Origin of the sequence: Streptomyces sp. B3I8, assembly GCF_030816915.1 — a bacterium.
GTDB lineage: Bacteria > Actinomycetota > Actinomycetes > Streptomycetales > Streptomycetaceae > Streptomyces.
In genome coordinates this window covers 4,251,992-4,275,773 of the sequence record NZ_JAUSYN010000002.1, presented here as the reverse complement: position 1 = coordinate 4,275,773, position 23,782 = coordinate 4,251,992, and the positions used below count along the sequence as shown (strand labels likewise).

General features: G+C 73.2%; 18 protein-coding genes, 1 pseudogene and 1 riboswitch. Of the genes and pseudogenes, 8 read left to right on the top strand and 11 right to left on the bottom strand.

Going from position 1 to position 23,782, the window contains the following annotated elements:
* The first annotated feature begins 68 nt into the window (after positions 1 to 68).
* Positions 69 to 1,679, top strand: coding sequence for a DUF5691 domain-containing protein (locus QFZ64_RS21195; RefSeq protein WP_307068026.1), 1,611 nt, complete (start codon positions 69 to 71; stop codon positions 1,677 to 1,679).
* 142 nt (positions 1,680 to 1,821) lie between these two features.
* Here QFZ64_RS21195 and QFZ64_RS21190 read toward each other — a convergent pair whose 3' ends face one another.
* On the bottom strand, positions 1,822 to 2,238 hold the full coding sequence (locus QFZ64_RS21190) for a cobalamin B12-binding domain-containing protein (protein ID WP_307071794.1): 417 nt from the start codon (positions 2,236 to 2,238) through the stop codon (positions 1,822 to 1,824).
* A gap of 209 nt (positions 2,239 to 2,447) precedes the next feature.
* Between QFZ64_RS21190 and QFZ64_RS21185 the strand changes: the two genes are divergently transcribed.
* Together QFZ64_RS21185 and QFZ64_RS21180 are read left to right on the top strand one after the other, a co-directional pair.
* Positions 2,448 to 3,359 carry a triacylglycerol lipase gene (locus QFZ64_RS21185; protein ID WP_307068025.1) on the top strand — a complete coding sequence of 304 codons (912 nt, stop codon included), beginning with the start codon at positions 2,448 to 2,450 and terminating at the stop codon, positions 3,357 to 3,359.
* 170 nt (positions 3,360 to 3,529) lie between these two features.
* Positions 3,530 to 5,252: pseudogene (locus QFZ64_RS21180) on the top strand (peptidoglycan DD-metalloendopeptidase family protein).
* A 124-nt stretch (positions 5,253 to 5,376) separates the two neighbouring features.
* On the opposite strand, the gene QFZ64_RS21175 reads toward QFZ64_RS21180, so the two are convergent.
* Entirely contained in the window at positions 5,377 to 8,103 is a 2,727-nt protein-coding gene (locus tag QFZ64_RS21175) for an ATP-dependent DNA helicase (RefSeq protein ID WP_307068023.1), read from the bottom strand.
* Positions 8,104 to 8,502: 399 nt separating this feature from the next.
* Positions 8,503 to 8,676: riboswitch (cyclic di-AMP (ydaO/yuaA leader) on the top strand.
* 113 nt (positions 8,677 to 8,789) lie between these two features.
* Between QFZ64_RS21175 and QFZ64_RS35390 the strand changes: the two genes are divergently transcribed.
* Positions 8,790 to 10,991 carry an NlpC/P60 family protein gene (locus tag QFZ64_RS35390; protein ID WP_373430641.1) on the top strand — a complete coding sequence of 734 codons (2,202 nt, stop codon included), beginning with the start codon at positions 8,790 to 8,792 and terminating at the stop codon, positions 10,989 to 10,991.
* Here the strand turns inward: QFZ64_RS35390 and QFZ64_RS21165 are convergent.
* Entirely contained in the window at positions 10,988 to 11,440 is a 453-nt protein-coding gene (locus QFZ64_RS21165; RefSeq protein ID WP_307068021.1) for an SRPBCC family protein, read from the bottom strand. The genes QFZ64_RS35390 and QFZ64_RS21165 overlap by 4 nt on opposite strands.
* A gap of 56 nt (positions 11,441 to 11,496) precedes the next feature.
* A complete protein-coding gene (locus QFZ64_RS21160; protein WP_307068019.1) occupies positions 11,497 to 12,381 on the bottom strand; it encodes a helix-turn-helix domain-containing protein in 885 nt (294 codons plus the stop codon).
* Between the two features lie 297 nt (positions 12,382 to 12,678).
* Between QFZ64_RS21160 and QFZ64_RS21155 the strand changes: the two genes are divergently transcribed.
* A complete protein-coding gene (locus QFZ64_RS21155) occupies positions 12,679 to 13,587 on the top strand; it encodes a tellurite resistance/C4-dicarboxylate transporter family protein (protein ID WP_307068017.1) in 909 nt (302 codons plus the stop codon).
* On the opposite strand, the gene QFZ64_RS21150 is transcribed toward QFZ64_RS21155, so the two are convergent.
* The 3 genes from QFZ64_RS21150 to QFZ64_RS21140 all read right to left on the bottom strand — a co-directional run bounded on the left by QFZ64_RS21150 (position 13,565) and on the right by QFZ64_RS21140 (position 16,140).
* On the bottom strand, positions 13,565 to 13,918 hold the full coding sequence (locus tag QFZ64_RS21150) for a hypothetical protein (protein ID WP_307068016.1): 354 nt from the start codon (positions 13,916 to 13,918) through the stop codon (positions 13,565 to 13,567). The two genes, QFZ64_RS21155 and QFZ64_RS21150, sit on opposite strands and share 23 nt — an antisense overlap.
* A 201-nt stretch (positions 13,919 to 14,119) precedes the next feature.
* Complete coding sequence (locus tag QFZ64_RS21145) at positions 14,120 to 14,851, bottom strand: response regulator transcription factor (protein WP_307068014.1); 732 nt, start codon at positions 14,849 to 14,851, stop codon at positions 14,120 to 14,122.
* Positions 14,848 to 16,140 (bottom strand): ATP-binding protein, encoded by a 1,293-nt coding sequence (locus QFZ64_RS21140; RefSeq protein WP_307068012.1) that lies wholly within the window; start codon positions 16,138 to 16,140, stop codon positions 14,848 to 14,850. The genes QFZ64_RS21145 and QFZ64_RS21140 overlap by 4 nt, the downstream gene beginning before the upstream one ends.
* 289 nt (positions 16,141 to 16,429) lie before the next feature.
* On the opposite strand from QFZ64_RS21140, the gene QFZ64_RS21135 reads away from it, so the two are divergent.
* Both QFZ64_RS21135 and QFZ64_RS21130 read left to right on the top strand, forming a co-directional pair.
* Positions 16,430 to 17,809, top strand: a complete 1,380-nt coding sequence (locus QFZ64_RS21135; RefSeq protein WP_307068010.1) for a PspC domain-containing protein — start codon at positions 16,430 to 16,432, stop codon at positions 17,807 to 17,809.
* Positions 17,796 to 18,050, top strand: coding sequence for a hypothetical protein (locus tag QFZ64_RS21130; RefSeq protein WP_307068008.1), 255 nt, complete (start codon positions 17,796 to 17,798; stop codon positions 18,048 to 18,050). Before QFZ64_RS21135 ends, QFZ64_RS21130 begins: the two co-directional genes overlap by 14 nt.
* 208 nt (positions 18,051 to 18,258) lie before the next feature.
* Here QFZ64_RS21130 and QFZ64_RS21125 read toward each other — a convergent pair whose 3' ends face one another.
* The 3 genes from QFZ64_RS21125 to QFZ64_RS21115 all read right to left on the bottom strand — a co-directional run bounded on the left by QFZ64_RS21125 (position 18,259) and on the right by QFZ64_RS21115 (position 21,436).
* On the bottom strand, positions 18,259 to 18,789 hold the full coding sequence (locus tag QFZ64_RS21125) for a DoxX family protein (protein WP_307068007.1): 531 nt from the start codon (positions 18,787 to 18,789) through the stop codon (positions 18,259 to 18,261).
* A gap of 246 nt (positions 18,790 to 19,035) precedes the next feature.
* Positions 19,036 to 20,313 carry a hypothetical protein gene (locus tag QFZ64_RS21120; protein WP_307068006.1) on the bottom strand — a complete coding sequence of 426 codons (1,278 nt, stop codon included), beginning with the start codon at positions 20,311 to 20,313 and terminating at the stop codon, positions 19,036 to 19,038.
* Between the two features lie 328 nt (positions 20,314 to 20,641).
* A complete protein-coding gene (locus tag QFZ64_RS21115) occupies positions 20,642 to 21,436 on the bottom strand; it encodes a class II aldolase/adducin family protein (protein WP_307068005.1) in 795 nt (264 codons plus the stop codon).
* Positions 21,437 to 21,599: 163 nt separating this feature from the next.
* Between QFZ64_RS21115 and QFZ64_RS21110 the strand changes: the two genes are divergently transcribed.
* On the top strand, positions 21,600 to 22,097 hold the full coding sequence (locus QFZ64_RS21110; RefSeq protein ID WP_307068004.1) for a pyridoxamine 5'-phosphate oxidase family protein: 498 nt from the start codon (positions 21,600 to 21,602) through the stop codon (positions 22,095 to 22,097).
* Between the two features lie 38 nt (positions 22,098 to 22,135).
* Here QFZ64_RS21110 and guaA read toward each other — a convergent pair whose 3' ends face one another.
* A complete protein-coding gene (gene guaA, locus QFZ64_RS21105) occupies positions 22,136 to 23,710 on the bottom strand; it encodes a glutamine-hydrolyzing GMP synthase (RefSeq protein WP_307068003.1) in 1,575 nt (524 codons plus the stop codon).
* Between the last annotated feature and the right edge of the window lie 72 nt (positions 23,711 to 23,782).

Here is a 23,782-nt window from a genome sequence, read left to right as displayed (position 1 = left end):
TGCCCCCCCTGTCGTCCATCTCGCCCGCCCCTCCCGTCCGCTCGCCCCGTCCACCGGAAGGACCGTGCATGAGCAGCACCCTCTCCGCCACCGCTTCCGGCCCGCTCCCCTGGCAGGAACTGGTGACGGCGGCACTGCTGGGGACCGACCGCCGTACGCCCCCGGGGCTGCCGCCCGGCCGCGAGGCCCCGGCGGCGCTGCTGGACGCGGCGGCCGTGGCGGCCGTACGGCGCCGGGCCGGGCTGTGCGCCGCGCCCGCCGCCGTACGGCCGGAGCCCGCGGCACCCGACCCGAGGCCCCCGCTGCCGCCCGCGGCGGCGCGCCGGCTGGTGGTGTTGCTGGCGGACCGGCCCGGGACGGGCGTCGGCCGCCGGGGAGCGGCTCCGGATCTGATGGAGCTGCTCCCGCAGTGGCTGGCGCTGGCGAACGAGCGGGGCTTCGCGGCCCCGCCCGAGGCGCTGCCCGCGCTGCTGGACGCGGCACGGGGGCGTACCGACCTGCGTCCGGCCGCGCTCGCCTTCGCGGGTCCGCGCGCGCTGTGGCTGGCCCGGCTCAACCCCGACTGGCGGTTCGCGCTGCGGGCCGCGCAGGGCGGCGGGGAGCTGCCGTCGGCCGAGGACTCCGACCGGGTGCGCGGCCTGTGGCGCCAGGGGCTGTTCGCTGAGCGCGTCGCACTGCTCTGCGCGCTCAGGGCCCGCACCCCCGCCGCCGGCCGTGCGCTGCTGTCGTCGACGTGGCCGACGGAGCGGGCCGAGGACCGGCTGATGTTCCTCGACTCGCTGCGGACGGGGCTCGGCCCTGAGGACGAGCCGTTCCTGGAGCGAGCCCTCGCCGACCGCAGCCGCAACGTACGGGCCGTGGCGGCGGAGTTGCTGTCGGCGCTGCCGGACTCGGCACTGGCTGTCCGGATGGGCAGACGCGCGGCCACGTGCGTGGCGGTCGACGTGACCGCCCCCGTACCGACGCTGGTGGTGGAGGCGCCGCACGAGTGCGACGCGGGGATGGAACGCGACGGAGTGGCGGCCCAGCCCCCGGCCGGACGGGGGGAACGCTCCTGGTGGCTGGGCCAGTTGCTGGACACCGCTCCGCTTCGCACGTGGCCGGGGCGGCTCGGGGGCCGGACGCCACAGGAGATCGTGGCCCTGCCCGTGGCCGACGGATGGCAGGGCGAACTGCACGCGGCCTGGTGCCGGGCGGCCGTCCGGCAGCGGGACGCCGACTGGGCGCGGGCCCTGCTGGGGGCACCGTCCGCGCCGGAGGCCGGGGGTCCGGGCGCGGTGTCCCTCGCGGAGCGGGCGAAACTCCTCGGCACGCTCGGTACGGAGGAACGGGCGGCTTGGGTGGCCGGGTTCATCGGGACGCACGGGCTGTCGGAGGCGTTCCAGCTGCTCGGTGTGTGCACGGTGCCGTGGGCGGGGGAGCTGGGCCGCGCGGTGGTCGACGCGCTCAACATCGCGCGGGACGCCGGGAGTTACCCATGGAGCTTCAGCGGCGTGATGGGCCTCGCGGAGCGGTGCCTGGCTCCCGCGGAGGCGGACCGGCTGGAGGGCCTGACGGCGATACCCGACGAGACGGAGGGAGCGGCGCCCGGCGCGGGGGGCTACTGGGCGGAGGCCTTCCAACGCCTCACGGCGACACTGCGACTGCGGGCCGCGATGGCGGCGGAGCTGACGCCCTAGGCCGGCCGGCGCCCACCGCCGCGTACGGGGGTGCGGGAGGGAGGGAAGGGGCGGTGGAGTCGGGCCGTTCGGGCCGTACGGCGGGGATGGGAGGAGCATCGCCCCGGGCCCTCGCCCCCGCCGTCACGCGGACCACGTCCGGTCACGCGCCCGCCGGCTGCCGCACGTTTCCCCGCACCCAGTCCACGACCGACGCGGTCGTCGCCCCCGGTGTGAAGATCTCCGCGACGCCTTTCTCCTTCAGCGGACCGATGTCCGCCTCCGGGATGATCCCGCCGCCGAAGACCTTGATGTCCTCCGCGTCCCGCTCCTTCAGCAGCTCGATCACCGCCGCGAAGAGCGTGTTGTGCGCACCGGAGAGGATCGACAGCCCGATCGCGTCGGCGTCCTCCTGGATCGCCGTGGCGACGATCTGCTCCGGTGTCTGATGGAGCCCGGTGTAGATGACCTCCATCCCCGCGTCCCGAAGCGCCCGCGCGATCACCTTGGCCCCGCGATCGTGACCGTCGAGCCCCGGCTTGGCCACCACCACACGGATCGGTCCCGCTGCCACACCCACCACTCCCTTCATGACTACAAGCGACTACAAGCGATTGCCAGCGACGACTGCACGACGTCGAAGCGAAGTGAACGAACGTTATCCCCAGCATCCCGCAACCGGCCGTTTCGTGCCGCACACAGAGGGGGAAATCACACGGTGGGACACGTTCCGCCCCTCGCCTGCGCGGACCGCGCGCTCCCCTACCGGCGCACCGACAGGAGGCCGGCTTGGACGACACCGGAACAGCACCCGATCGGCCCCCGCGCCCGCTCCACCCCCGCGCACCCTTCCCCCACCTCGTCCCCCTTCTCCGGGCGACCGCCCTGGAGGCCGCGATCCTCGCGGGACACCTCCTGCTGTATCCGTCGGGCCTCCTCCCCGAGCGCCGCCCCGGCGCCCTCCACGCCGACGCCGCCCGCCGCACCGCCCCCGACACCACTCTCCCCTCCCTCCCCCGCTCGTCCAGTCCCCCGGTCGTCCTCCTCCACGGCTTCGTCGACAACCGTTCGGCCTTCGTCCTGCTGCGTCGCTCCCTGGCCCGCAGCGGCCACCGCCGGATCGAGTCGCTCAACTACTCGCCGCTGACCTGCGACATCCGCGTCGCCGCAGAACTCCTGGGCCGGCACGTGGAGGATCTGCTCGCCCGCACGGGCCAGGGGCACGTCGATGTCGTCGGACACAGCCTGGGCGGCCTGATCGCCCGTTACTACGTGCAGCGGCTCGGCGGTGACCTGCGGGTGCGCACCCTGGTGACGCTCGGCACCCCGCACTCCGGCACGCGCGTCGCGCCGCTCGCCGACGCGCACCCGATCGTGCGGCAGATGCGTCCACACTCCGCGGTGCTGGAGGAGTTGCGACGGCCCGCGCCCGGCTGCCGCACGCGCTTCGTGAGTTTCTGGAGCGACCTGGACCGTCTGATGGTCCCGGTGGAGACGGCCTGCATCGACCACCCGGACCTGACGGCACAGAACGTGCGGGTGACCGGCATCGGCCACCTCGCCCTGCCGGTTCACCCCGCGGTCGCCGCGCGGGTATGGCAGGCACTGGACGCCGGCCTCACCGAGCCCGGCGACGGGACGGCCCGGCCGAGCGGTCGTGCACAGGACCGCACGGAAGTGGGCGGCCTCACCGTGGCCTGAGGGGGGCCGTGGCCTGAGGGGGACCTTGGTCTGAGGGGGCCGCAGGCGGCGGTAAGCCTCATGGGGACCCTTCACCCCTGACGCGGCCGCCGCGCCGCACGGCCACACCGCTCGAACGCGACTCGAACATAGGGCCAAGCCGTGTCCAACGCCCCCCGAAACACGGCCGAATGCCCGTTTCCCTCAGGGGTGAAACCTGCAGAAGATTGTCGCGCCCGCATACCGCCGGGTACAGTCGCCGCACTGCTCTGCCAGCCCCTGTTGTCGAGGCGAAAGAGAAGTTGGTGAACGACCGTCACCCGTCGGGGACCGCAACCTCCCCGGCCCCGGCTTCCGAACCGGCCTCGGCGTCCTACGCGACGTACGGCGGACAGGAAGCCCAGTACGGCGAGTTCACCCCCTACGGTGATCCCTCCGCGACCATGGCCGGGGCGCCCGGCGGACAGCAGTCCGTCTCCTTCGGCAGCGATCCCCTCTTCGGCGACTTCCCCGGCGCCGACACCGGCACCGGCGCGTACGACGCCGCCCAGTGGACCGGCACCGACCAGACGTACGGCGCCGGTTACCAGCAGACGCCGTCCTACGACCCGTACGCGGCCGGGCACCAGCCCGTGTACGGCTCCGGCGCGCACGACGCGACCGCCTGGACCGACGGCTACCAGCAGCTGGGCGGCATCCCCGCGCAGGGCGGGGCACCCGAGGCGACCGGGCAGTGGGACGCGCAGGCCTGGCAGCAGGTGGAGCAGCAGTCCGACGGCGCGGGCGCCACCCAGCAGTGGGCGTGGGGCACCCAGACCTTCGACAGCGGTGTGTACGACGCAACGCAGTGGAACGCGGGCGGCGGAGCCGACTCCCGGGAACAGCACGAGGGTTTCGCACCGGAGAACGCCCCGGCCCCCCCAGGCCCCGCAGTCCTTCGACCAGCAGGCGACCGCCACCTTCGAGGCGGCGGAGCCCTTCGACCACCCGGCCACGGCGGTCATCGAACAGGCCGTACCGTTCGACCAGCAGGCCACCGCGACGTTCGAATCCTTCGACTCCTTCGAGAGCGGGGAATCAGGGGCGGACGACGGCGACGATGCCCCCGACCTCCTCGACGACCAGGAAGAGGCCGGCCCCGCCCCGCTCTCGCGGACCGCGGCCCGTGCCGCCACCCGCTCCCGCCGCCGTGCCCCGGCAAAACGTTCCGCGCTGCTCACCGTCGCCGTGCCCTCGGTGTGCGTCCTCGGGGTCGCCTCCATCGCCGCCGCCACCGTCGACTTCGGCGATGGCGACGGCAAGGAGACGACGGCCGCCGGATCCTCCGAGGCCACCGCGGTCAAGCCGGTCGCCGCCAACAACAAGCTGGACACCCAGCTCCAGAGCCTGTCCGCCGGCGCGGACGACTTCGCCGACCGGGCCAGCCGCACCCAGGAACGCATCGACCTGAGGGCACAGCAGGCGGCCCAGCAGAAGAAAGCGGCGGCGGCAGCGGCCCGCAAGGAGCGGCTGCGCCCCAAGTTCGTCCTCCCGGTCACCCAGAAGGGCCTCAGCGCCTACTTCGGCCAGGCCGGCGTCAACTGGATGTCCGTCCACACCGGCATCGACTTCCCCGTCTCGTTCGGCACCACGGTGATGTCCGCGACGGACGGCACCGTGCGCACGCAGTGGAACAGCGCGTACGGCAACATGATGATCGTGACGGCGAAGGACGGCACGGAGACGTGGTACTGCCACCTCTCCAGCTACCGCGTCGCCAACGGTGCGACCGTGAAGGCCGGCCAGCCGGTCGCCTACTCCGGCAATTCGGGCAACTCCACCGGCCCGCACCTGCACTTCGAGGTCCGGCCCGGCGGCGGGGCGGCCGTCGACCCGCTCCCCTGGCTCCGCAGCCACGGCCTGGACCCGACGTAACCGGACCGGGCCGGCCGTCCCCCGACGACCGCCCGTCACCGCCTGCCGTTCCCGCTGCCCGCGCGGCGCCGCGCACTCCCTCCGCGGCGCTTCCCCCCTGACGCCGCCTCCCCGCGCGCTCCCCCTACAGCTTCTCCACCGGCGCGTACCGCAGCAGCAGCCGCTTCGGCTTGGGGTCGCCGAAGTCGATCGTCGCCTCCGCCTTCGCGCCCGCCCCGGAGACCGAGACCACCGTGCCGAGGCCGAACTGGTCGTGGGTGACACGGTCGCCGACGGACAGATCGACCGCGGGCTTGTCCCCCGCGCCGCCCCGGCCCGTCGCGAACCCGGCGGCGCCCGCCGCCGAGGAACGTGACCGGGACGGGAACGAGGAGGACAGCGACGACGACAGCGAGGCCGCGACGCCCGAGCCGCGCCCCGGCTTTCCGCCCGCGGCCGGCGCACCGGCCGACCCCGTCCGCTTCCACTGCACGTGCTGGTCGGGGATCTCCTCCAGGAAACGGGAGGGCGGGTTGTACGACGGCTGCCCCCATGCGCTGCGCAGTGCCGCGCGGGTCAGGTAGAGCCTCTCCCGGGCGCGCGTGATGCCCACGTACGCCAGTCGCCGCTCCTCCTCCAGCTCCTTGGTCTGACCGAGCGCGCGCATGTGCGGGAAGACGCCGTCCTCCATGCCGGTGAGGAAGACGACCGGGAACTCCAGGCCCTTGGCGGTGTGCAGGGTCATCAGGGTGATGACGCCCGAGCCGTCCTCCTCCTCGTCCGGGATCTGGTCGGAGTCGGCGACCAGGGCGACCTGTTCGAGGAAGTCGGCGAGGGTGGCGCCGGGAGCAGCGGGAGCAGCCGCGGCCGCGGGAACCGCTGCGGCCCCGGCATCCCCGGCCGCCGCGTCCGCGCCCTCGGCTCCCCCGTCCCCGGGCCCGGCCGCCGTGGCGGCGTCCGGTGCCGCCTGCCCGCCCCCGGTCCCCGTCCCGGCCGTGTCCTCGGCCCCGGCCCCGGCGCCCCGCTCCTGCTCGAACTCCAGGGCGACGGCGGCGAGTTCCTGGAGGTTCTCGATCCGGGTCTCGTCCTGCGGGTCCGTCGACGCCTGCAACTCGGCCAGGTAGCCGGTGCGTTCGAGGATGGCCTCCAGGACCGTCGCCGGGCCCGCGCCGGACTCGACGACCGTGCGCAGTTCCTCCATCAGTACGTTGAACCGCTTGACGGCGTTGGTGGAGCGGGCCGCCATGCCGTACGCCTCGTCGACGCGCCGCAGCGCCTGCGCGAAACTGATCCGCTCGCGCTGCGCGAGGGCGTCGATCATCGCCTCGGCGCGCTCGCCGATTCCCCGCTTGGGCACGTTGAGGATCCGGCGCAGCGGAACGGAGTCCTCGGGGTTGGCGAGGACCCGCAGGTAGGCCAGAACGTCCCGGACCTCCTTGCGCTCGTAGAAGCGAACACCGCCGACGACCTTGTAGGGCAGACCGACGCGGATGAACACCTCTTCGAAGACACGGGACTGGGCGTTGGTGCGGTAGAAGACGGCGACGTCGCCCGCCTTGGCCTCGCCCGCGTCCGTGAGACGGTCTATCTCGTCGGCGACGAACTGGGCCTCGTCGTGCTCGGTGTCGGCGACGTAGCCGGTGATCTGCGCGCCCGAGCCCGCGTTGGTCCACAGGTTCTTCGGGCGGCGGGACTCGTTGCGCTCGATGACCGCGTTGGCGGCGGACAGGATCGTCTGCGTGGAACGGTAGTTCTGCTCCAGCAGGATCGTCGTCGCGTCCGGGTAGTCCTCCTCGAACTGGAGGATGTTGCGGATCGTCGCGCCGCGGAAGGCGTAGATCGACTGGTCGGCGTCACCGACGACGCACAGCTCGGCGGGCGGCACCTGGGCCTCCGGCGGCACGTCGACCGGGTGCTCGGAGGTGCCGACCAGTTCGCGCACGAGGGCGTACTGGGCGTGGTTGGTGTCCTGGTACTCGTCGACCAGGACGTGCCGGAAGCGGCGGCGGTAGTGCTCGGCGACGTCCGGGAAGGCACGCAGCAGGTTGACCGTCGTCATGATCAGGTCGTCGAAGTCCAGCGCGTTGGCCTCGCGCAGCCGCGACTGGTAGAGCGCGTAGGCCTGGGCGACCGTCTTCTCGAAGCCGTCGGCGGCCTGCGCCGCGAAGTCCTCCTCGTCGATCAGCTCGTTCTTCAGGTTGCTGATCTTGGCGCTGAAGGACTTCGGCGGGAAGCGCTTGGGGTCGAGGTCCAGGTCACGACAGACGAGGGCCATCAGACGCTTGGAGTCGGCGGCGTCGTAGATCGAGAAGGACGAGGTGAAGCCGAGCCGCTTGCTCTCCCGGCGCAGGATGCGGACGCAGGCGCTGTGGAACGTCATCACCCACATCGCGTGCGCGCGCGGGCCGACGAGCTGCTCGACGCGCTCCTTCATCTCGCCCGCGGCCTTGTTGGTGAAGGTGATGGCGAGGATCTGGCCGGGGTGGACGCCGCGCTCGGCCAGCAGGTGCGCGATGCGGTGGGTGAGCACGCGGGTCTTGCCGGAGCCGGCGCCGGCGACGATGAGCAGGGGGGAGCCGGCGTGCACGACGGCCGCGCGCTGGTTCTCGTTCAGCCCGTCCAGGAGGGCCGCCGCGTCCAGGACGGGGCGGAGGGCGCCGTTGCGGTAGTACCCGCCTCCGGCTCCGGCCTCGCCGGAGCCCCCCGCTCCGGCCTGCCACCTGTCCGGGGGCACGTCGAACTTCCCGCCGAACAGATCGTCCGGAATCGGCTCCGGTACGTGCTCGTCCTCGGGCGGTGGCGGGGGTTCCTCACCGTGGGCCCGCGGGGCCTGGAGGTCCGCCAGGAAGCTGTCGTCAAAGAGGCTGCTCATCGCATCCCGAGTCTAGGGCGCCCCACCGACAACCGGCCTCCCCCTCGGAAACTCCGTAGGGAACCCCGGGGCGCCGGGGCGGCCCGCGTGACGAAGCTCTCAGCCGGGCGACGGTGCCCACCACGGCGGCCGGGCTTCAGACCGTCCGGTCGGTCGCCCGGACGCCGTCTCGGCGCGATCACCGCTGGTGGCCGGGCGGCGGCGACGGAACGGGCCGGTGGACGGGCAACTGACGGAACGATTACGCAGGTTGGCCGGAACCGTCGACGGCAACCGGATCCTCACGCGAAGGTCACAAAAATGTATCGGACATAACGCACTCCGACCTTCACACGAGACACACACGTTGGCTACGGTGCCGACAGGCCGCTCGACGCAACCGGCGAACGTCGCCGGGCCGCGCGGCCTCCGCCGAGTCCGGCCCGCCCCCGCGGGCAGCCGGAGCCGGGGACCCAACCGAGACCTGGGGTGAATCGGCCCAACCGCCCCGCGCGTACGGGCCGTAGGGCAGTCCTTCCGGAATCATCCGCCCGAATCCGACAGCTAACCCGGTAGGCGGAGCACGGAAGGAGTCGCCTCCCTTGGCGTCGGACCAGAAACCGCTCCCTGCCGGTGCGCGCGCCGCGTTTCCCGCGGTCCCCGCAGGACCGGGTACGCCCGCGCGAGCGTCGCGGGCCCTGGAACCCATGGCCCCGAATCCCATGGCCGTGGACCCCATGGCCCTGTTCTCCCCGGCAGGGGATGTCGCGCCCGAGGCCGAGCCGCCGGGACCGAGCCACGCGGAGGTCCAGCAGCGGATCGACAGCCTGTACCAACGGGTCGAGACGGCCACGGAGACCTACAACGCGACGCGCGTCCTGGCCGCCAAGGAGCGGCAGCGGTCGGGGCCCGCCGCGGAGGCCGCCAAGCGCACGCAGTGGCTCGACACGGCGCGCGCGAAACTCGGCCCGTCCGTCGCGGCGGTGCTGCCGGCCGACCGGCGACCGGACCGTCCGGCACCCGGTCGGTCCGCGCAGCGCCCGGGGGACCGGCGACCGCAGGGCCTGCGCCAGTCGTCGATCGACAGGACCGTCGCCGAACTGGTGGCCGCGACGGAGAAGCGGCGGCGGAGGCCGGGCGCCCCGGCGCTGGGTGCCGCCCGCGAGACCCCGGCCCTCGGGCCGGGCACTTCGGGACGGGAGCTGCCGGCACTGCCGGCGCCCAGGAAGCCCGCCTCGCCGAGCGCGGCGCCGCAGCGGTCGCCGCGGACGTCCAAGGAGGCGACGCAGCGGAAGCTCGCCGCAGCGCGCGTACTGCTGTCGCAACGGACCGGCGCCCCGCGTGCGGCACTGGAGAGCGCGCCCCAGGCGCAGCCCCAGTCGCAGTCGCAGTCGTGGACGTTCTCCTCCCCCACGGCCGAGCTCGCCCCGGGACCGGGACAGGGAATGCCGTCCGGGGCGTACGCGGGCACGAGCGGCACGGATGCCTTCCCGGCCGTGGGCGGCACGGGCTCCTTCCCGGCCGTCGACAGCACCGGCTCCTTTCCGACCGTGGGCGCCACCGGGTCGTTCCCGGCGGTCGGCACTACGGGCGCGTATCCGGGCGTGGAGAACACGGGTTCGTTCCCGGCCATGGGCGCCGGCGCGGCCGCCTACCCGGGCTTCGACGGCTCCGGCGCGTACCCGGGCACGGACACCGGGGCTTTCCCGGCGGTGAGCGGCATGGGTTCCATGAGTTCCACGGGTTCCATGGGTTCCATGGGTTCCATGGCGGGGGCGGGCGCCTCCCAGCCGTTCCCTCCCGCGGACGGCACCGGTTCCTTCCCGGCCCTCGGCACTGCCTACTCCTACCCCGGGATGGACGGCACGGGTGCCTACCCGGCGGCGGTGGACAACACAGGCGGCTTCCCCGCGGTTGACGGCGGCTTCCCGGCCGTGGACGGCACGGGGGCCTTCCCGGCCATCGGCAACACCGGTCCGTACCCCACGGGCGACGGCGCCGGAGCGTTCCCGGGCGCGGGCGGCACGGGCGCGTACCCGGCCGTAGCGGGCCTCGGCACGGGCAACGCCCACCCGACGGCCCCCGACCCCTATCCGGCCACGAACGGCACCGGAGCCTTCCCGGCGGCGGAGGGCGCCCCCGCGTATCCCGCCGCGAACGGCACCGGAGCCTTCCCCGGCGTGAGCAGCACCGGCAGCTTCCCGGCCACGGACGGCATCGGCTCATTCTCCGCCCCGGGCACCACCGGCGGCCTCCCCGGCATCGGCGGTGTCGGCTCATACGCGGCCACCGGCGGCGGTCCCGGGCCGCTTCCCGCCACCGGCCTCACCGTGACCTTCCCGGCCGCCGCGGGCGCCGGCACGTACGCGCCCGCGGGCAGTGGCGACTCGCTCCCGACCATCGAAAGCACGGGCAGCATCCCGGCCGTAGGCACCACGGCCGGCATCCCGGCCACAGGCACCACGGGCGGCCTCCCTCCCGCGAGCCACTCGGGACTCTCCTCCCCCGGCGCCACCACGCCCGCCCCCGCCGCGGCGGGCACCCTCGCCGCGGACAAGGCCGCGACCGCCGCCGCGTTCGCCCGGGCGCAGACCGGGCGGCCGTACGTCATGGGCGCGACCGGCCCCGGTTCGTACGACGCCGCCGGCCTCGTCCAGGCCGCCTGGAAGGCCGCCGGATTCCTGCTGCCGCGGTCGCCCGCCGAGCAGGCCCGGTGCGGCACGACCGTGCCACTCGCCGCGGCCCACCCCGGTGACCTGGTCTTCTTCTACGACGACCTCGGCCACGTGGGCATCTACACGGGCAACGGCATGATGATCCACGCCCCGCGTCCGGGCGCGTACGTACGGGAGGAGTCCGTGTACTTCGACGGTGAGGCGGCGGTCCGCGGCGTCATACGGCTCGCCTAGCGGCTCGTCGAGGAGTCGGAACGGCCGGCGTACCGCGCCAGTCCGTCGGCCATCCGCTGCATGTAGCCGGTCAGATACCGCCGCAGGAAGCGGCCGGTGAGGGGGACCTTCGGCGTGAAGGTCCCCGACCAGGTGAGGTCGGTGCCGCCCCGTGGGGCCTCGGTGAGTTCGATGACGCCGCGGTAGGAACGGAAGGGGCCGCCCAGGTTCTCGTAGACGAACCTCCGGTCGGCGACGAGTTCGACGATCGGCTCCCTGGAGGTCGCCCGGCCGGTCCGGAACACCCTGATGTCCCCCACCTTCTGCGGGTCGTCGGGATCCCCGCCGCCCTCGATCGCGACCGTTTCGATCGGCGACCACGACGGCCACGTCCCTCCCCGGACGAGCAGCGAGAAGACGGCACCGGGGGTCGCGTGCGAGTGGGACGTCACCCTGTAGCTATGAGGCATGTCGCCAGGCTAGGAAGACGTGACGGTAGGCGACATGCGCGCGATTGCCTTCCCGGTCACGCGTTCTTGCGGTACACGGAGGGCCGGACTCCGGTGTGGGCGAGGAAGGCCGCGGACAGGGCGCCGGGGCCGGAGAACCCGCAGCGCTCCGCGATCTGACCGACGGTGAGGGTGGTACCGGCGAGCAGGTGCCGCGCCCGTTCGATCCGCAGCCGGGTGAGGTACCGGTGGGGCGTCTCGCCGGTGGCGTCGCGGAAGACGCGGATGAAGTGGTAGACGCTCAGGTGGACCTCGGCGGCGAGGTCCGCGAGGGTGAGCGGATCGGCCAGGCGCTCCCGCATGACGGCGATGCCCGCGCGGACGGCCGCGCGTTCGGGCCCGGGGGGAGTCCCGCCCCGGCCCCGGGTCAGCAGGTGCGTCGTGAGGAAGGAGGCGGCGGACTCCGCGTACAGGTCGCTCGCGCCCGCAGCGGCCGGCAGTGCGCGCACGACATGTTCGACGGCCGAGTCGCCCTCGCCGAGATGTGCGGCCAGCGCCTCGAAGTCCGGTTCCCCGACGCCCAGTTGCGCCGCCGTCCGGTCGACGGTCGCGCGCGGGATGTGCACCTGTGTCGTCCGCAGCGTCGACGCCGTGCGGTAGCCGCGCGTGGTCGGCCGGCCGGGGACCATGAGTTCCAGGCGGCCGGGGATCCAGCGCCGCCGTACCGTCCTGCCGCCGCCCGTGCCGGTCCGCATGACGGCGTCCCCGTGGGTGCAGAGCACGAGGTGCAGGTCGGACGTTCCGGGCAGTTCGAGCCGCTCTGCCTCCCGGGCGTGCGTGAAGCACTGCACCAGCAGGGACCGCCAGGAGGACGCCTCCCAACTGCAGTACGTGCGGCGCACCAGCCGTTCCGCGTCGACCTCCGCGTACGGCGCCAGGTCCAAGTCGGGCGAATCGAACACGCCGGAAGCCTAACGTGCGCGGGCGACGCTTACGGGCTCGGCGCGGGCGTCGCGGGTGACGCTGGCCCGGGCTCGGCTCGTGCGCGGGGCGCTCGCCGCGCCTCCCGCACGCGGGCCCTCTGCCGACGCGTGGTGGTCATTCGCACGGGTGGCGCGCGTGCCCCGGGCCCCAACGGGACGGACCTTCCCAGCATCGGACGCATGGCAGGCAGCTCCCCGCCCCCAGGGCCCGCGACGGTCGTTCCCGCGCTTCTCACCTGATGGGCGCGGCGCCCACCCGCCGCGGGGGCCGCCGTGATGACGACGGGCATCCTCTCGGTCGGGCTGGACCTGGCCGGCTACGACGTGCTGTCCCGCATCGCCCTGGACGTCGCCGTCGTGACCTGGCTGGGGCCGGCCGCCGACTTCGTCGTACGGCTGTCGCGGCATCCGCGGCGGTGGCTGACGGACCCGGGGAACCCGGCCGCCCTGAGCGCCGGGGCGGCGACGACCGTGCTGGGGTCGCGGTTCTCCGCCCTGGGGCGGCAGCCCCTGGCGGAGGCGCTGCTCGCCCTCGCCGTGGTGCTGTGGCCGGTGCTGCTGTTCCTGGTCGTACGGAGATGGCGGCGCCGCATGCCCGGCGCGGTGTTCCTGGGCCGTGTGGCGACGCAGGGGCCCGCCGTGCTCGGCGCGACCCCGGCCCGCGTGGTGCGCACACCCTGGCCGGCCCATGTGGCGCTGGTGTTCTTCTGGCTGGGGCTCGCCCTGTACGCCGCGGGGTGGTACTTCTTCGACTGGCGACAGGTCGCCCGGGGCTGTGGCGACCAGTGGGCGGCGGGCGGTGCGCTCGCGATCTCCGCGCTGGCCGGGGCCGAACTGCTCAAGGCCGGCAAGGGGCTCTCGTACCTGTGGAGCGACGACGACCAGACCGTACTGCGCTCCATGACGATCACCCTGCTGGTGCCGGCCCTCGTCTGGTACGTGGTGCTGTGGGCCGCGGAGTTGAAGTGGCCGCGCCCGCGTGACGACGTGCGGCGCCGGTCCACCACGTTCCCCCTGGGCATGACGGCGGTGGCGCCGCTGTCCGCCGCGCCGGCCCTGGGGGCGGGGTGGCTGCGGATGCCCGGGGTACATACTGCTGTGGATCGCGGTGCCGGGGTGCCTGGCCGTCACGCGGGCGCCGCCGTGGGCACTCTGCGGACGGTCAGGTCCACAGGACCGCGATGAAGATGTTCACCGTGGTCAACAGGCCGACCAGCCCGAACAGCCGCTTGTCGACCGCTTCCTCGTCCCGCTTGACGTAGACCAGGCCCAGGATCACGATCAGCAGCGCGAGCTTGGTGCCGATCTTGACGGTGTCGACCGAGTGGTCGTCCGCCTGGTTGAGCCCCACCAGGACCGCACCCGTGACCAGCATCGTCAGTGCGCCGTGCAGCATGCCCGGCACGAACCGGGCGGTGCCGCGGCCCATCGCCTTCACCTGGGTGAGGAACCCGCCCAGCAGCGCGGCGATACCGATGATGTGCAGCCCGACGAAGAGGTGGATGAGTACGTCCATGGGCCCGGAGCCTAATCGGGCCGTGCTCCACCCCGGCCGGCCGGGGTGGTCCACCGCTTCATCGCCCCATGGCTCCCCGGCCCCGAGGGCATGCGGCGAGCGACCCACCGGCCCGATGGGTGCCGCGTCGGCCTGCGTCCCTGGCCGGGGGGCCACCGCCGGGGCCGCAGCCACCGGGGGCACCGCCGCCGGCGGCCGGGGTCACACCAGTCGGCGGGCCGTCGCCCAGCGGGTCAGCTCGTGCCGGTTGGAGAGCTGCAGCTTGCGGAGCACCGCCGAGACATGGGACTCGACCGTCTTCACCGAGATGTACAGCTGCTTGGCGATCTCCTTGTAGGCGTAGCCGCGGGCGATGAGGCGCAGGACCTCGCGTTCACGCTGGGTGAGGCGGTCGAGGTCCTCGTCGACCGGCGGGGCGTCCGTGGAGGCGAAGGCGTCGAGGACGAACCCCGCCAGGCGCGGGGAGAAGACCGCGTCGCCCTCCTGGACCCGGAAGACGGAAGCGACGAGGTCGGAACCGGTGATCGTCTTGGTGACGTAGCCGCGGGCGCCGCCGCGGATCACCCCGATCACGTCCTCCGCCGCGTCCGAGACGGACAGGGCCAGGAATCGCACGGGCTGCGCGGCGTCCGCCATCAGGGGTGCGCAGCGGCGCAGCACCTCGACCCCGCCGCCGCCCGGCAGGTGGACGTCGAGGAGGACGACCTCCGGCCGGGTGGCGGTGATGACGCTGACCGCCTGGTCGACGTCCGCTGCCTCGCCGACGACCTCCACCCCGGTGGTCTCCGTCTGCCCGATCTCGGCCTGCACGCCCGTGCGGAACATGCGGTGGTCGTCGACGAGGACGACGCGCACCCGGCGTCCGACCGCGCCCCCGCTCGCGCCCTCCGGTTCCGGCCGGGCCGCTCCGGTCGCGCCGTTCGCGTCGCTCATGACGTCTTCTCCGCCCTCTCCATCTCCAGCTCGACCTCCGTGCCGCCGTCGGGCACCGCGCGCAGCCGCGCCGTGCCGCCGTTGCGTTCCATGCGGCCGATGATCGATTGTCTGACTCCCATGCGGTCGGCGGGTATCGCGTCGAGATCGAAGCCGGGGCCTCGGTCACGGACGGACACGAAGACCGTCCTGCCCTCGACTTCGGCGTACACCTGGACCGGACCGCCGTCGCCACCGTACTTGGCGGCGTTCACCATGGCTTCCCTCGCGGCCTGCATCTGCGGGCCGACGCGTTCGTCGAGCGGGCAGTCGCCGACCACGACGACCTCTATGGGGACGCCGTGCTTGTCCTCGACCTCGGCCGCGTGCCGCCGGACCGCCTCGGCGAGGGTGTCGGGTCCCTCGTCCTTGTCCTTGCCGGTGCCCTCGGGTCTGTAGAGCCAGGCGCGCAGGTCGCGCTCCTGGGCGCGGGCGAGGCGGCGGACCTCACCCACGTTCTCCGCGTTGCGCTGGATCAGGGTCAGGGTGTGCAGCACCGAGTCGTGGACGTGGGCGGCGACCTCCGCGCGTTCCTGGGCACGGATGCGCATCAGACGCTCCTCGGAAAGGTCCTGTGTCATACGAATGAGGTACGGACCGGCGAGGAGCGTGATGCCGACCAGGACCGCGAGGGCCGCCTGGAGGACGGAGCCGAGGTGTGCGGCGGAGCCCTGCAGGACGAAGATGGCGGAGACCCCTGCGGTGACCAGCAGGACGCCGGCGGCGGAGCGGAGCAGGGTGAGGGTGCGCCGACGGCGGCCGACCTCTGCCCAGCGTGCCCGCCGCGCGTTGTCCGCCTGACGCCAGACCAGAGCGACGCCCGCGCCGACCAGGACGGCCGGCCACAGGTAGGCCTTGGCCCCGTCACCGAGGTTGACGTTGCCGACGAAGACCATCGCCACGACGACCATGAGGAGCAGCGCGACGATCTGGCCCTTGTCCGGTTTACGGGCCACGAGTCTGCGCCGGCCGTCGGGCGAGGTCTCGGTGCCGACCAGGGAAAGGGGCCGACGGTCGTTCACCCCGCCGACGCCGAGCGGCACGAAGAACCAGAAGGCGGCGTAGAGCAGGGCGCCCAGGCCGTCCGCCATGAACAGGCCCGCGAACACCAGCCGGACCCACACGACGGGCAGGCCGAGGTGTCCGGCGAGCCCTCGCGCCACCCCGCCCAGCCAGCGTCCGTCACTGCTGCGGTAGAGCTTGCGCGGGGGCCGCGGAGGAGCGAGTGGCGCTGCGGCGGCTTCCGGCATGCCATCGATGGTCACACGGCAGGCGGCCCCGGGCATCAGGGTCGGCCCCCGAGACTCCCCTGATCTTCGCCCCGACGGGATACGCCCCGGGCCTCCGGCTCGGGTCGCGCGGCAGCGGCCGGCGCAAGGACCGGAACAGCGACCGGCGCGGGGTGATCTTGCGGCCGGGGTCGGCGGCGCACCGGTGACGCTCGACATGCGCGGCCACCGGTTCCCAGGGCCGGATATCAGGGTTCTGCCAGGGTCATCCCTGCTGCCACGGGGGCGCCGCTGCGGGGACGATGGACACATGACAGATCAGCAGCACGCGCCGGCGGGGCCGGGGCGGCCCGACCCCGGGCCCGGAGGGGAACCGCGCGCGCACGAGGAGCCCGCGGCCACCGGGGACGCCGCGGGCGTCGAGCTGCCGCAGCGGTTCCGCCGCGACCGCCGGTACAAGATGCTGGGCGGGGTGTGCGCCGGTCTGGGGCGGCAGTGCGACATGGACCCGGTGATCTTCCGAGTGGGTCTCGCGGTGCTGTCCGCGGTCGGCGGCCTCGGCCTCATCTTCTACGGCTTCGTCTGGCTCCTCGTCCCGTTCGAGGACGAGGAGGAGAACGAAGTGCGCAAGCTGATGACGGGGCGGGTCGACGGCCCGGCGCTCGCCGCCGTGCTGTTCGCACTGGTCGGCTGCGGGGTCTTCCTGTCCCTGCTGAACAACGGCACGGTGCTGGCCTTCGCCACCGTTCTCTCCCTGCTCCTGGCCGGCGCCGGGTACTGGTCCCGGCGGCGCGGCGCCCCGGCCCCCGACCCCCTGGCGGTCCAGGCCGCCGCCGACGCACCGCCGGAGGCCACGGCACCGCCGGTGGCCACGGCCTACCCCTCCTGGTGGCGGGACCCGATCGTCAAGGACGGGACGCACGAGGGGGGCACCGGGTATCTGTGGGGGCCGTCGGACGTTCCCGACCGGGACGTGCGGGCCGCGGTGAACATCGCCAAGGGCTATCCGTTCCGCCCGGGTACACCGCCGGCGCCGAGGCCCCGGCCGCGCGGACCGCGCCGCACGGGCGGCCGGGTGTTCCTGCTCGCCCTGCTGGCCGGAGGCCTGGGCACGGGGCTGACCTGGGACGACCACCCCCTGGGCACCAGTCTGCAGATCGGTCTCTCCTACGCCCTCGTGGTGTTCGGCCTGGGCATAGCCCTCAGCGCCTTCACGGGGCGGACGGGCGCGGGCTCGGTCATCCTGGCGGTGATCACCGCGGCACTCCTCGCCGTGTCGGCCGCGCTCCCCAAGGACATCGGCACCCATTGGGCACGGACGACCTGGTCCCCCGCCTCGGCCGCCACGGTTCGCAAGAGCTATGACCTGGGCACGGGTGAGGGCACGCTCGACCTGAGCCGAATACGCCCGGCCGAGGGCCGCACGGTCAGTGCCGACGCGGAAGTGGGCATCGGCCGGCTCCGGATCGTGCTGCCGCCGGGGGTCGTGGCCAGGTTGGACATCGACGCGGGCATCGGCGACATCCAGTTGCCGGGTGACACCTCCAAGGACGTGGACGTGGCACCGCGCAAACACACGCGGGTCCGGCTGGAGCCGGCGGCCGGTGAAGAGAAGAAGAACGCGGGCTCGTTCGACCTGCGGCTGCGGGTCGGCGCCGGACAAGTGGAGGTCATCCGTGCCGCGTCATGAGTTCTGGCCCGGCCGGCTGATAGCGGGGCTGGCCCTGACGACCGCCGGAATCACCTACGCGGGTGACGCGGGCGGCTGGTGGACCACTCCGTGGTTCGTGATCATCCCGATCGTCGCAGGGGGTCTGTGCCTGGCGGGCGCGGCGGGGGTGACGGGCCGGGCGGTGCGCCGCCGACGACGGGGCCGCACGCGGGCCTCGGACTCCTCGGCCTCCTCGGCCTCCTCGGAACCCTCGGTCTGACGGTCCGAGGGAGCGACGGGATAGCGGGGCGAGGCGGCAGGACGGCAGGACGGCAGCCGATCAGGTTCCGTTGCCAGGCTCGCGGAGCCGTTGCCGGGTACAGAGCCCGCTGCCGGGCGCACAGGGCACCGGTTGCCGTAGCGGCCGTGAGGCCCGTCCGGCCGGCGGGGCGAACCGGCGGTCGTGGCGACGGCGGAGCCGCGTGGGATCAGCGGTAGTTCGGGGTCCGTTGCCTGCGGCGGGCGTGGAGCACGGCGTCCAGGGAGAGAACGGAGGCGCCGGCGAGGACGAGGGGGACCCAGCAGAACATGTAGGGCAGGTCGTTGCCGTAGTAGTACGGGTCGGAGGCCCAGCTCATGGTCAGCCACAGGCTGAGCGATATCAGCGCACCGCCCAGGGCGGCGAGGCGGGTCAGCAGGCCGAGCAGTACGCCGATGCCGACGGCGAGCTCACCGAGGGCGATGGCGTAGCCGAAACCGACAGGGCTTTTGAGGGCCAGGTCGACGAGGGCCGGGATGGCCGAGGAGTCGCGGACCGATCGCAAGGTGTCGCCCAGCGAGCCGGTCCCCGAGTCGGACATGAAGGCGCTGTCGGTCAGCTTGTCGATGCCGGCGTAGACGAAGGTGATGCCGAGGAAGATCCGCAGCGGGACGAGGGCGTACCGCGTGGCGGTGTCCCGCCAGCCTCGCTGCTCACCCACGTGAAGGGTGTGCGTGTCGGAACGGATGCCATGAGTCACTGCCGGTCGCCGCCTCTCGCCCGTTGGACTGTTGAGATCTCAACCAACCATACGTACGGGAGGCGGGGGCGGCTCAACGATCGGGGGCGTTTTCACGGTCCGACCACGTACTGACATGTTGTAGACAGGTTCGGGGGTGGAGCTTGGGCGGATTGAGGGCTGTTGCCCACTCAGGTGTCGCCCACTCAGGTATCGCCCACCCGGGTGGGTCGGTCGAGCGCGCTGGTGCGTGGATCGGGCGGTGGGTCAGTCGAGGACCTCGATGGTCACGCGGTTGGTCTCGACCCCGGCGGCCGTGACCACCTGGACCTCGACGTGGCCCGGTTCGACGTCGGCCGGGACGGGGACGGTCAGCAGGGTGTCGGTGGGGTTGTCGAAGCCGCCGGTCACCGGGACGAGGGGGACGTGGACGTGGACCGCGCCGATGCGGACCACCATGCGGGACAGCCGGTCCGCCGACTGGGCGCCCGCGGGGACGAAGCCGGCGCCGCGGATCTCGATGTCGTCGCCGGTGCGGATCGGGGCGTCCAGGTCGCCGGCCTCCCGGGAGCGGACCACGGAGAGGACCACCGGGCGGCCGCCCTCGGCGTACTTGGCGGCGAGGTACGTCGCCGCGGAGACCAGAACGAGTACGGCGAGGCCCCAGGGGAGGTCGGGAAGCTGGTCGGGGCGGCGGGCCAGGCGCACCGCGGCGAAGGCCAGGGCCACGGCGCTGATCATCACGTACTGGATGTCGGCGAAGCTGCCCCGGCCGGAGTCGTCGGTGAGCAGGTCGGCGGCGCGCGGGCGGTGGGCGCGCACCTTCTGCAGGCGCTGGCCCAGGACGCGCAGGCCGACCACCCGTCGGACGAGCACGGCGATCGCGCACACCACGGCGACGACGGTGACCACGCCCACCCCGCGGGCGAGGTCGAGCCCGGCGATCAGCCGGTCGCGCCGGCCGTGCGCGGAGGCGGCGGCGAGCTGGCCCACCAGGACGAGCACCGCGTACACCGTGAACAGCACCCAGCCCGCGGCCACCGCTCGGGAGGTGGACAGGCGGTTGTCCTCGCCGATGACGGGCGCCAGGACGCCGCCGCGGGTCCGGTGCCAGTACCCGGCGCCGGTGAGGACCGCGCCGATCAGCACGGCGGCCAGCAGTCCGGCGGTGCGTGCCGTGGACCATCCGGCGCCGACGGCGGTGAGCGCCTGGACCAGCAGCAGGAGTGCGATGCCACCCCAGACGACGCAGGCCGTGCGGTGCCAGAGCCGGGCCAGCCAGGCCTCACCCTCGGCGCGGCCGCGTTCGGCGACGGCGTCGGCGGACTGGGTCAGCTCGTCCGAGACCCACTGCCGGGACGCGGACGCGGAGTGCGCGACCGCCGCGGGCAGCCCCTGCCCGGAGGCGTATCCGTCCCGTTTCGCGAGGAACGCCGCCACCGCGCGCCGGTGCCCCTCGCGGGCGCCGTGCGGGCAGTCCCCGCAGGTACAACCGCCCCGATGGGACGTGGGCTCCGCGCCCTGTCTCGCCTCCTGCACCGCCACGTCCGATGTCCGCCTTCCCCGTGTCCCGTGCCTTGGTACGGCCGGTTCCGCGATGCGTCCGACCCGTCTGCCGCTCCCCTGCGACGAGGACGCATTGTGCCGTACGGAAGGGGGTGCGCGTCGGCCAGGTCCGGCCAGTGAGGGTGAACGCGCCAGACGCGTGTTGACGGACGGCGCGAAGCGGTGGTGTACGGGCGCGGAAGGGGCAGCCGAGGGCCGGGCCGGAAGCCGGCCCGGAAGCCGATCCGGAAGCTGGTCCGAGGGCCGCTCGGGAAGCCGGGAAGGAAGCCGGGCCGGAAGCCGATCCGGGGGGGGCCGGCCCCGCGACTCAGCTCAACAGGTCCGGTTCGTCGCGGCTGATGTGCTGCCACAGCGGCTGGTAGTTGATCCAGGCGACGAGGTCGCCGCCGAGCTGCTCCCGGGTCGCGGCCGCCTGCTTGTGGTCGATCAGCACCGGGCGGCCGGCGGCGCGGGCGGCGAGCTGAACCTGGCAGGAGCGCTCCATCGACAGGAACCACCAGGCGGCCGCGTCCACCGAGTTCCCGACGGTGAGCAGTCCGTGGTTGCGCAGTACCAGCGCCTTGCGGCTGCCGAGCGCGGCGGCGACCCGGCGACCCTCCTCCGCGTCGACGGCGACACCGGTATAGGCCTCGTACACCGCGTGGTCCTCGTAGAAAGCGCAGCTCTCCTGAGTGATCGGGTCGAGGAGTTCACCGAGGGCTGCCTGGGCGCGGCCGTGCACGGAGTGGCAGTGGGCGACGGCGACGACGTCGGGGCGGGCGGCGTGCACCTGCGCGTGCACGGTGAACGCGGCCTGGTTGACGTGGTAGTCGCCCTCGACGACCTGGCCCTCCGCGTTGGCCATGACCAGGTCGCTCACGGTGACGTGCCGGAACGGCATGCCGAACGGGTTGACCCAGAAGCAGTCGCTGAACTCGGGGTCGCGTGCGGTGATGTGTCCGGAGACCCCGTCCTCCAAGCCCTGGCGCCCGAAGATCCGCAGGGCTCCGGCCAGCCGTTCCTTGCGGTGGTGGCGTTCGGCGTCGATCGACGCGTGCTTGGGCGGCAGCGCGAACCGGAGCTTGTCGGTGGGCAGGGGTGGCGGCGGGGTGGATTCGTGCATGTGTGCTCCCGCACTGGGTTCGTTCACGGGGCGGAAGTTACCGCCGGTCAGTCCCGGGAGGACAGGGGTTTCCGGGAAGAGTTGGCGGTCGGTGACATGGTGCGGACCGGTGTCACGCGATACCCGACAGAAGGTGTCGCCTTTAGGGGTCATCCTCGGTCGTATGGACACCACGCACCACACACGGTCGAGTGCGACGTGGGCGGAATTCGCCGACGCCGAACCGGCACTGGCCCAAACCGTTCAGGAACGCTTCGAGGGCTTCACCCACCACACCCTGGCGACCCTCCGCAAGGACGGTGCGCCGCGCACCAGCGGGTTGGAGGTGCAGTTCGTGCATGGCGAGCTGTGGTTCGGCATGATGCCGGACTCGCTCAAGGCGCTCGACCTGCGCCGGGATCCGCGCTTCGCGCTCCAGGCCAACCAGGGACCGGGCACCGGGATGGGCGGCGGGGACGTACGCCTCGGCGGGCGGGCGGTGGAGGTGACGGACGCGGAACGGCGGGCGGCGTATGTGAAGGAGGTGGAACCGCCGGAGCCGTTCCACCTCTTCCGCACCGAGTTGACCGAGGTCGTGCGGACCTCGGTCGAGGACGCCGAGTACCTCGTCGTCCAGGTCTGGAAGCCCGGAGAGCCGGTGCGGACCCTCCGGCGGACCTGAGCACCCTCCTCAGGCGGAGGGGCTCACCGCGGCGGAGCTCACTCCCACTCGATGGTGCCCGGGGGCTTGCTCGTCACGTCGAGGACGACCCGGTTGACGTCGCGCACCTCGTTGGTGATCCGGGTGGAGATCTTGGCGAGGACGTCGTACGGCAGCCGGGACCAGTCGGCGGTCATGGCGTCCTCGGAGGAGACCGGGCGCAGCACGATCGGGTGACCGTAGGTGCGGCCGTCGCCCTGGACGCCGACGCTGCGGACGTCGGCGAGCAGCACCACCGGGCACTGCCAGATGTCGCGGTCGAGGCCGGCCGCGGTCAGCTCCTCGCGGGCGATCGCGTCGGCCTCGCGCAGCAGGTCGAGCCGCTCCTTGGTGACCTCGCCGACGATCCGGATGCCGAGCCCCGGGCCGGGGAACGGCTGGCGCTGGACGATCTCCTCCGGCAGGCCGAGCTCCTGGCCGACCATCCGGACCTCGTCCTTGAACAGCTTGCGCAGCGGTTCGATGAGCTGGAACTCGAGGTCCTCGGGGAGGCCGCCCACGTTGTGGTGGGACTTGATGTTGGCGGCGCCGGTGCCGCCGCCGGACTCTACGACGTCGGGGTAAAGGGTGCCCTGGACGAGGAACTCCACCGCCGGGCCCTCGTCCGCGATGATCTCCGCCTGGGCCTGCTCGAACACCCGGATGAACTCGCGGCCGATGATCTTCCGCTTCTGCTCGGGGTCGCTGACGCCCTCGAGCGCGGCCAGGAAGCGCTCGCTGGCGTCCACGACCTTGAGCTGGACGCCCGTCGCGGCCACGAAGTCCTTCTCGACCTGCTCGGTCTCGCCCTTGCGCATCAGACCGTGGTCGACGTACACGCAGGTGAGCTGGGAGCCGATGGCCTTCTGCACGAGGGCCGCGGCGACCGCGGAGTCGACGCCGCCGGACAGGCCGCAGATCGCGCGCCTGTCACCGACCTGCTCGCGGATGGCGGCGACCTGCTCCTCGATCACGTTGCCGGTGGTCCAGGTGGGGCTCAGACCGGCGCCGCGGTAGAGGAAGTGTTCGAGGACCTGCTGGCCGTACGTGGAGTGCATGACCTCGGGGTGGTACTGGACGCCGTAGAGCTTCTTCTCGTCGTTCTCGAAGGCGGCGACCGGGACGACGTCCGTGGAGGCGGTGACGCTGAAGCCGTCGGGGGCGGCGGAGCAGGCGTCGCCGTGCGACATCCACACGGACTGCTCGGCCGGGGTGCCCTCGAACAACGTGGAGGACGGCTTGCTGACCGACATGTCCGTACGGCCGTACTCGCGGGCGCCGGAGTTGTCGACGGTGCCGCCGAGAGTCTGCGCCATGAGCTGGAAGCCGTAGCACATGCCGAAGACGGGGACACCGGACTCGAACAGCGCACGGTCGAGGGTGGGCGCGCCCTCGGTGTACACGGAGGAGGGGCCGCCGGAGAGGATGATCGCCGCCGGGTTCTTGGCGAGCATGTCCTCGACCGGAGTGGTGCTCGGCACGATCTCGCTGTACACCCGCGCCTCGCGGACGCGACGGGCGATGAGCTGGGCGTACTGCGCACCGAAGTCGACGACCAGGACGGTGTCGGGGGTGGCGGGGGACGCTTGTGACACGGGTTGCCTTCCGGCGGATGAGCAAGGGGTGTGTGAGGTCGAGTCTACCGGGGGACGGCGGAGCACCACGGC

What these genes read in the sequence shown, in the direction of transcription:
- QFZ64_RS21195 (WP_307068026.1), top strand. Translation starts at nt 69, where the DNA reads ATGAGCAGCACCCTCTCCGCCACCGCTTCCGGCCCGCTCCCCTGGCAG.
- QFZ64_RS21175 (WP_307068023.1), bottom strand. Translation starts at nt 8,103, where the DNA reads ATGAGCAGCCTCTTTGACGACAGCTTCCTGGCGGACCTCCAGGCCCCG.
- QFZ64_RS35390 (WP_373430641.1), top strand. Translation starts at nt 8,790, where the DNA reads ATGGCCCCGAATCCCATGGCCGTGGACCCCATGGCCCTGTTCTCCCCG.
- QFZ64_RS21165 (WP_307068021.1), bottom strand. Translation starts at nt 11,440, where the DNA reads ATGCCTCATAGCTACAGGGTGACGTCCCACTCGCACGCGACCCCCGGT.
- QFZ64_RS21155 (WP_307068017.1), top strand. Translation starts at nt 12,679, where the DNA reads ATGACGACGGGCATCCTCTCGGTCGGGCTGGACCTGGCCGGCTACGAC.
- QFZ64_RS21150 (WP_307068016.1), bottom strand. Translation starts at nt 13,918, where the DNA reads ATGGACGTACTCATCCACCTCTTCGTCGGGCTGCACATCATCGGTATC.
- QFZ64_RS21145 (WP_307068014.1), bottom strand. Translation starts at nt 14,851, where the DNA reads ATGAGCGACGCGAACGGCGCGACCGGAGCGGCCCGGCCGGAACCGGAG.
- QFZ64_RS21140 (WP_307068012.1), bottom strand. Translation starts at nt 16,140, where the DNA reads ATGCCGGAAGCCGCCGCAGCGCCACTCGCTCCTCCGCGGCCCCCGCGC.
- QFZ64_RS21135 (WP_307068010.1), top strand. Translation starts at nt 16,430, where the DNA reads ATGACAGATCAGCAGCACGCGCCGGCGGGGCCGGGGCGGCCCGACCCC.
- QFZ64_RS21115 (WP_307068005.1), bottom strand. Translation starts at nt 21,436, where the DNA reads ATGCACGAATCCACCCCGCCGCCACCCCTGCCCACCGACAAGCTCCGG.
- QFZ64_RS21110 (WP_307068004.1), top strand. Translation starts at nt 21,600, where the DNA reads ATGGACACCACGCACCACACACGGTCGAGTGCGACGTGGGCGGAATTC.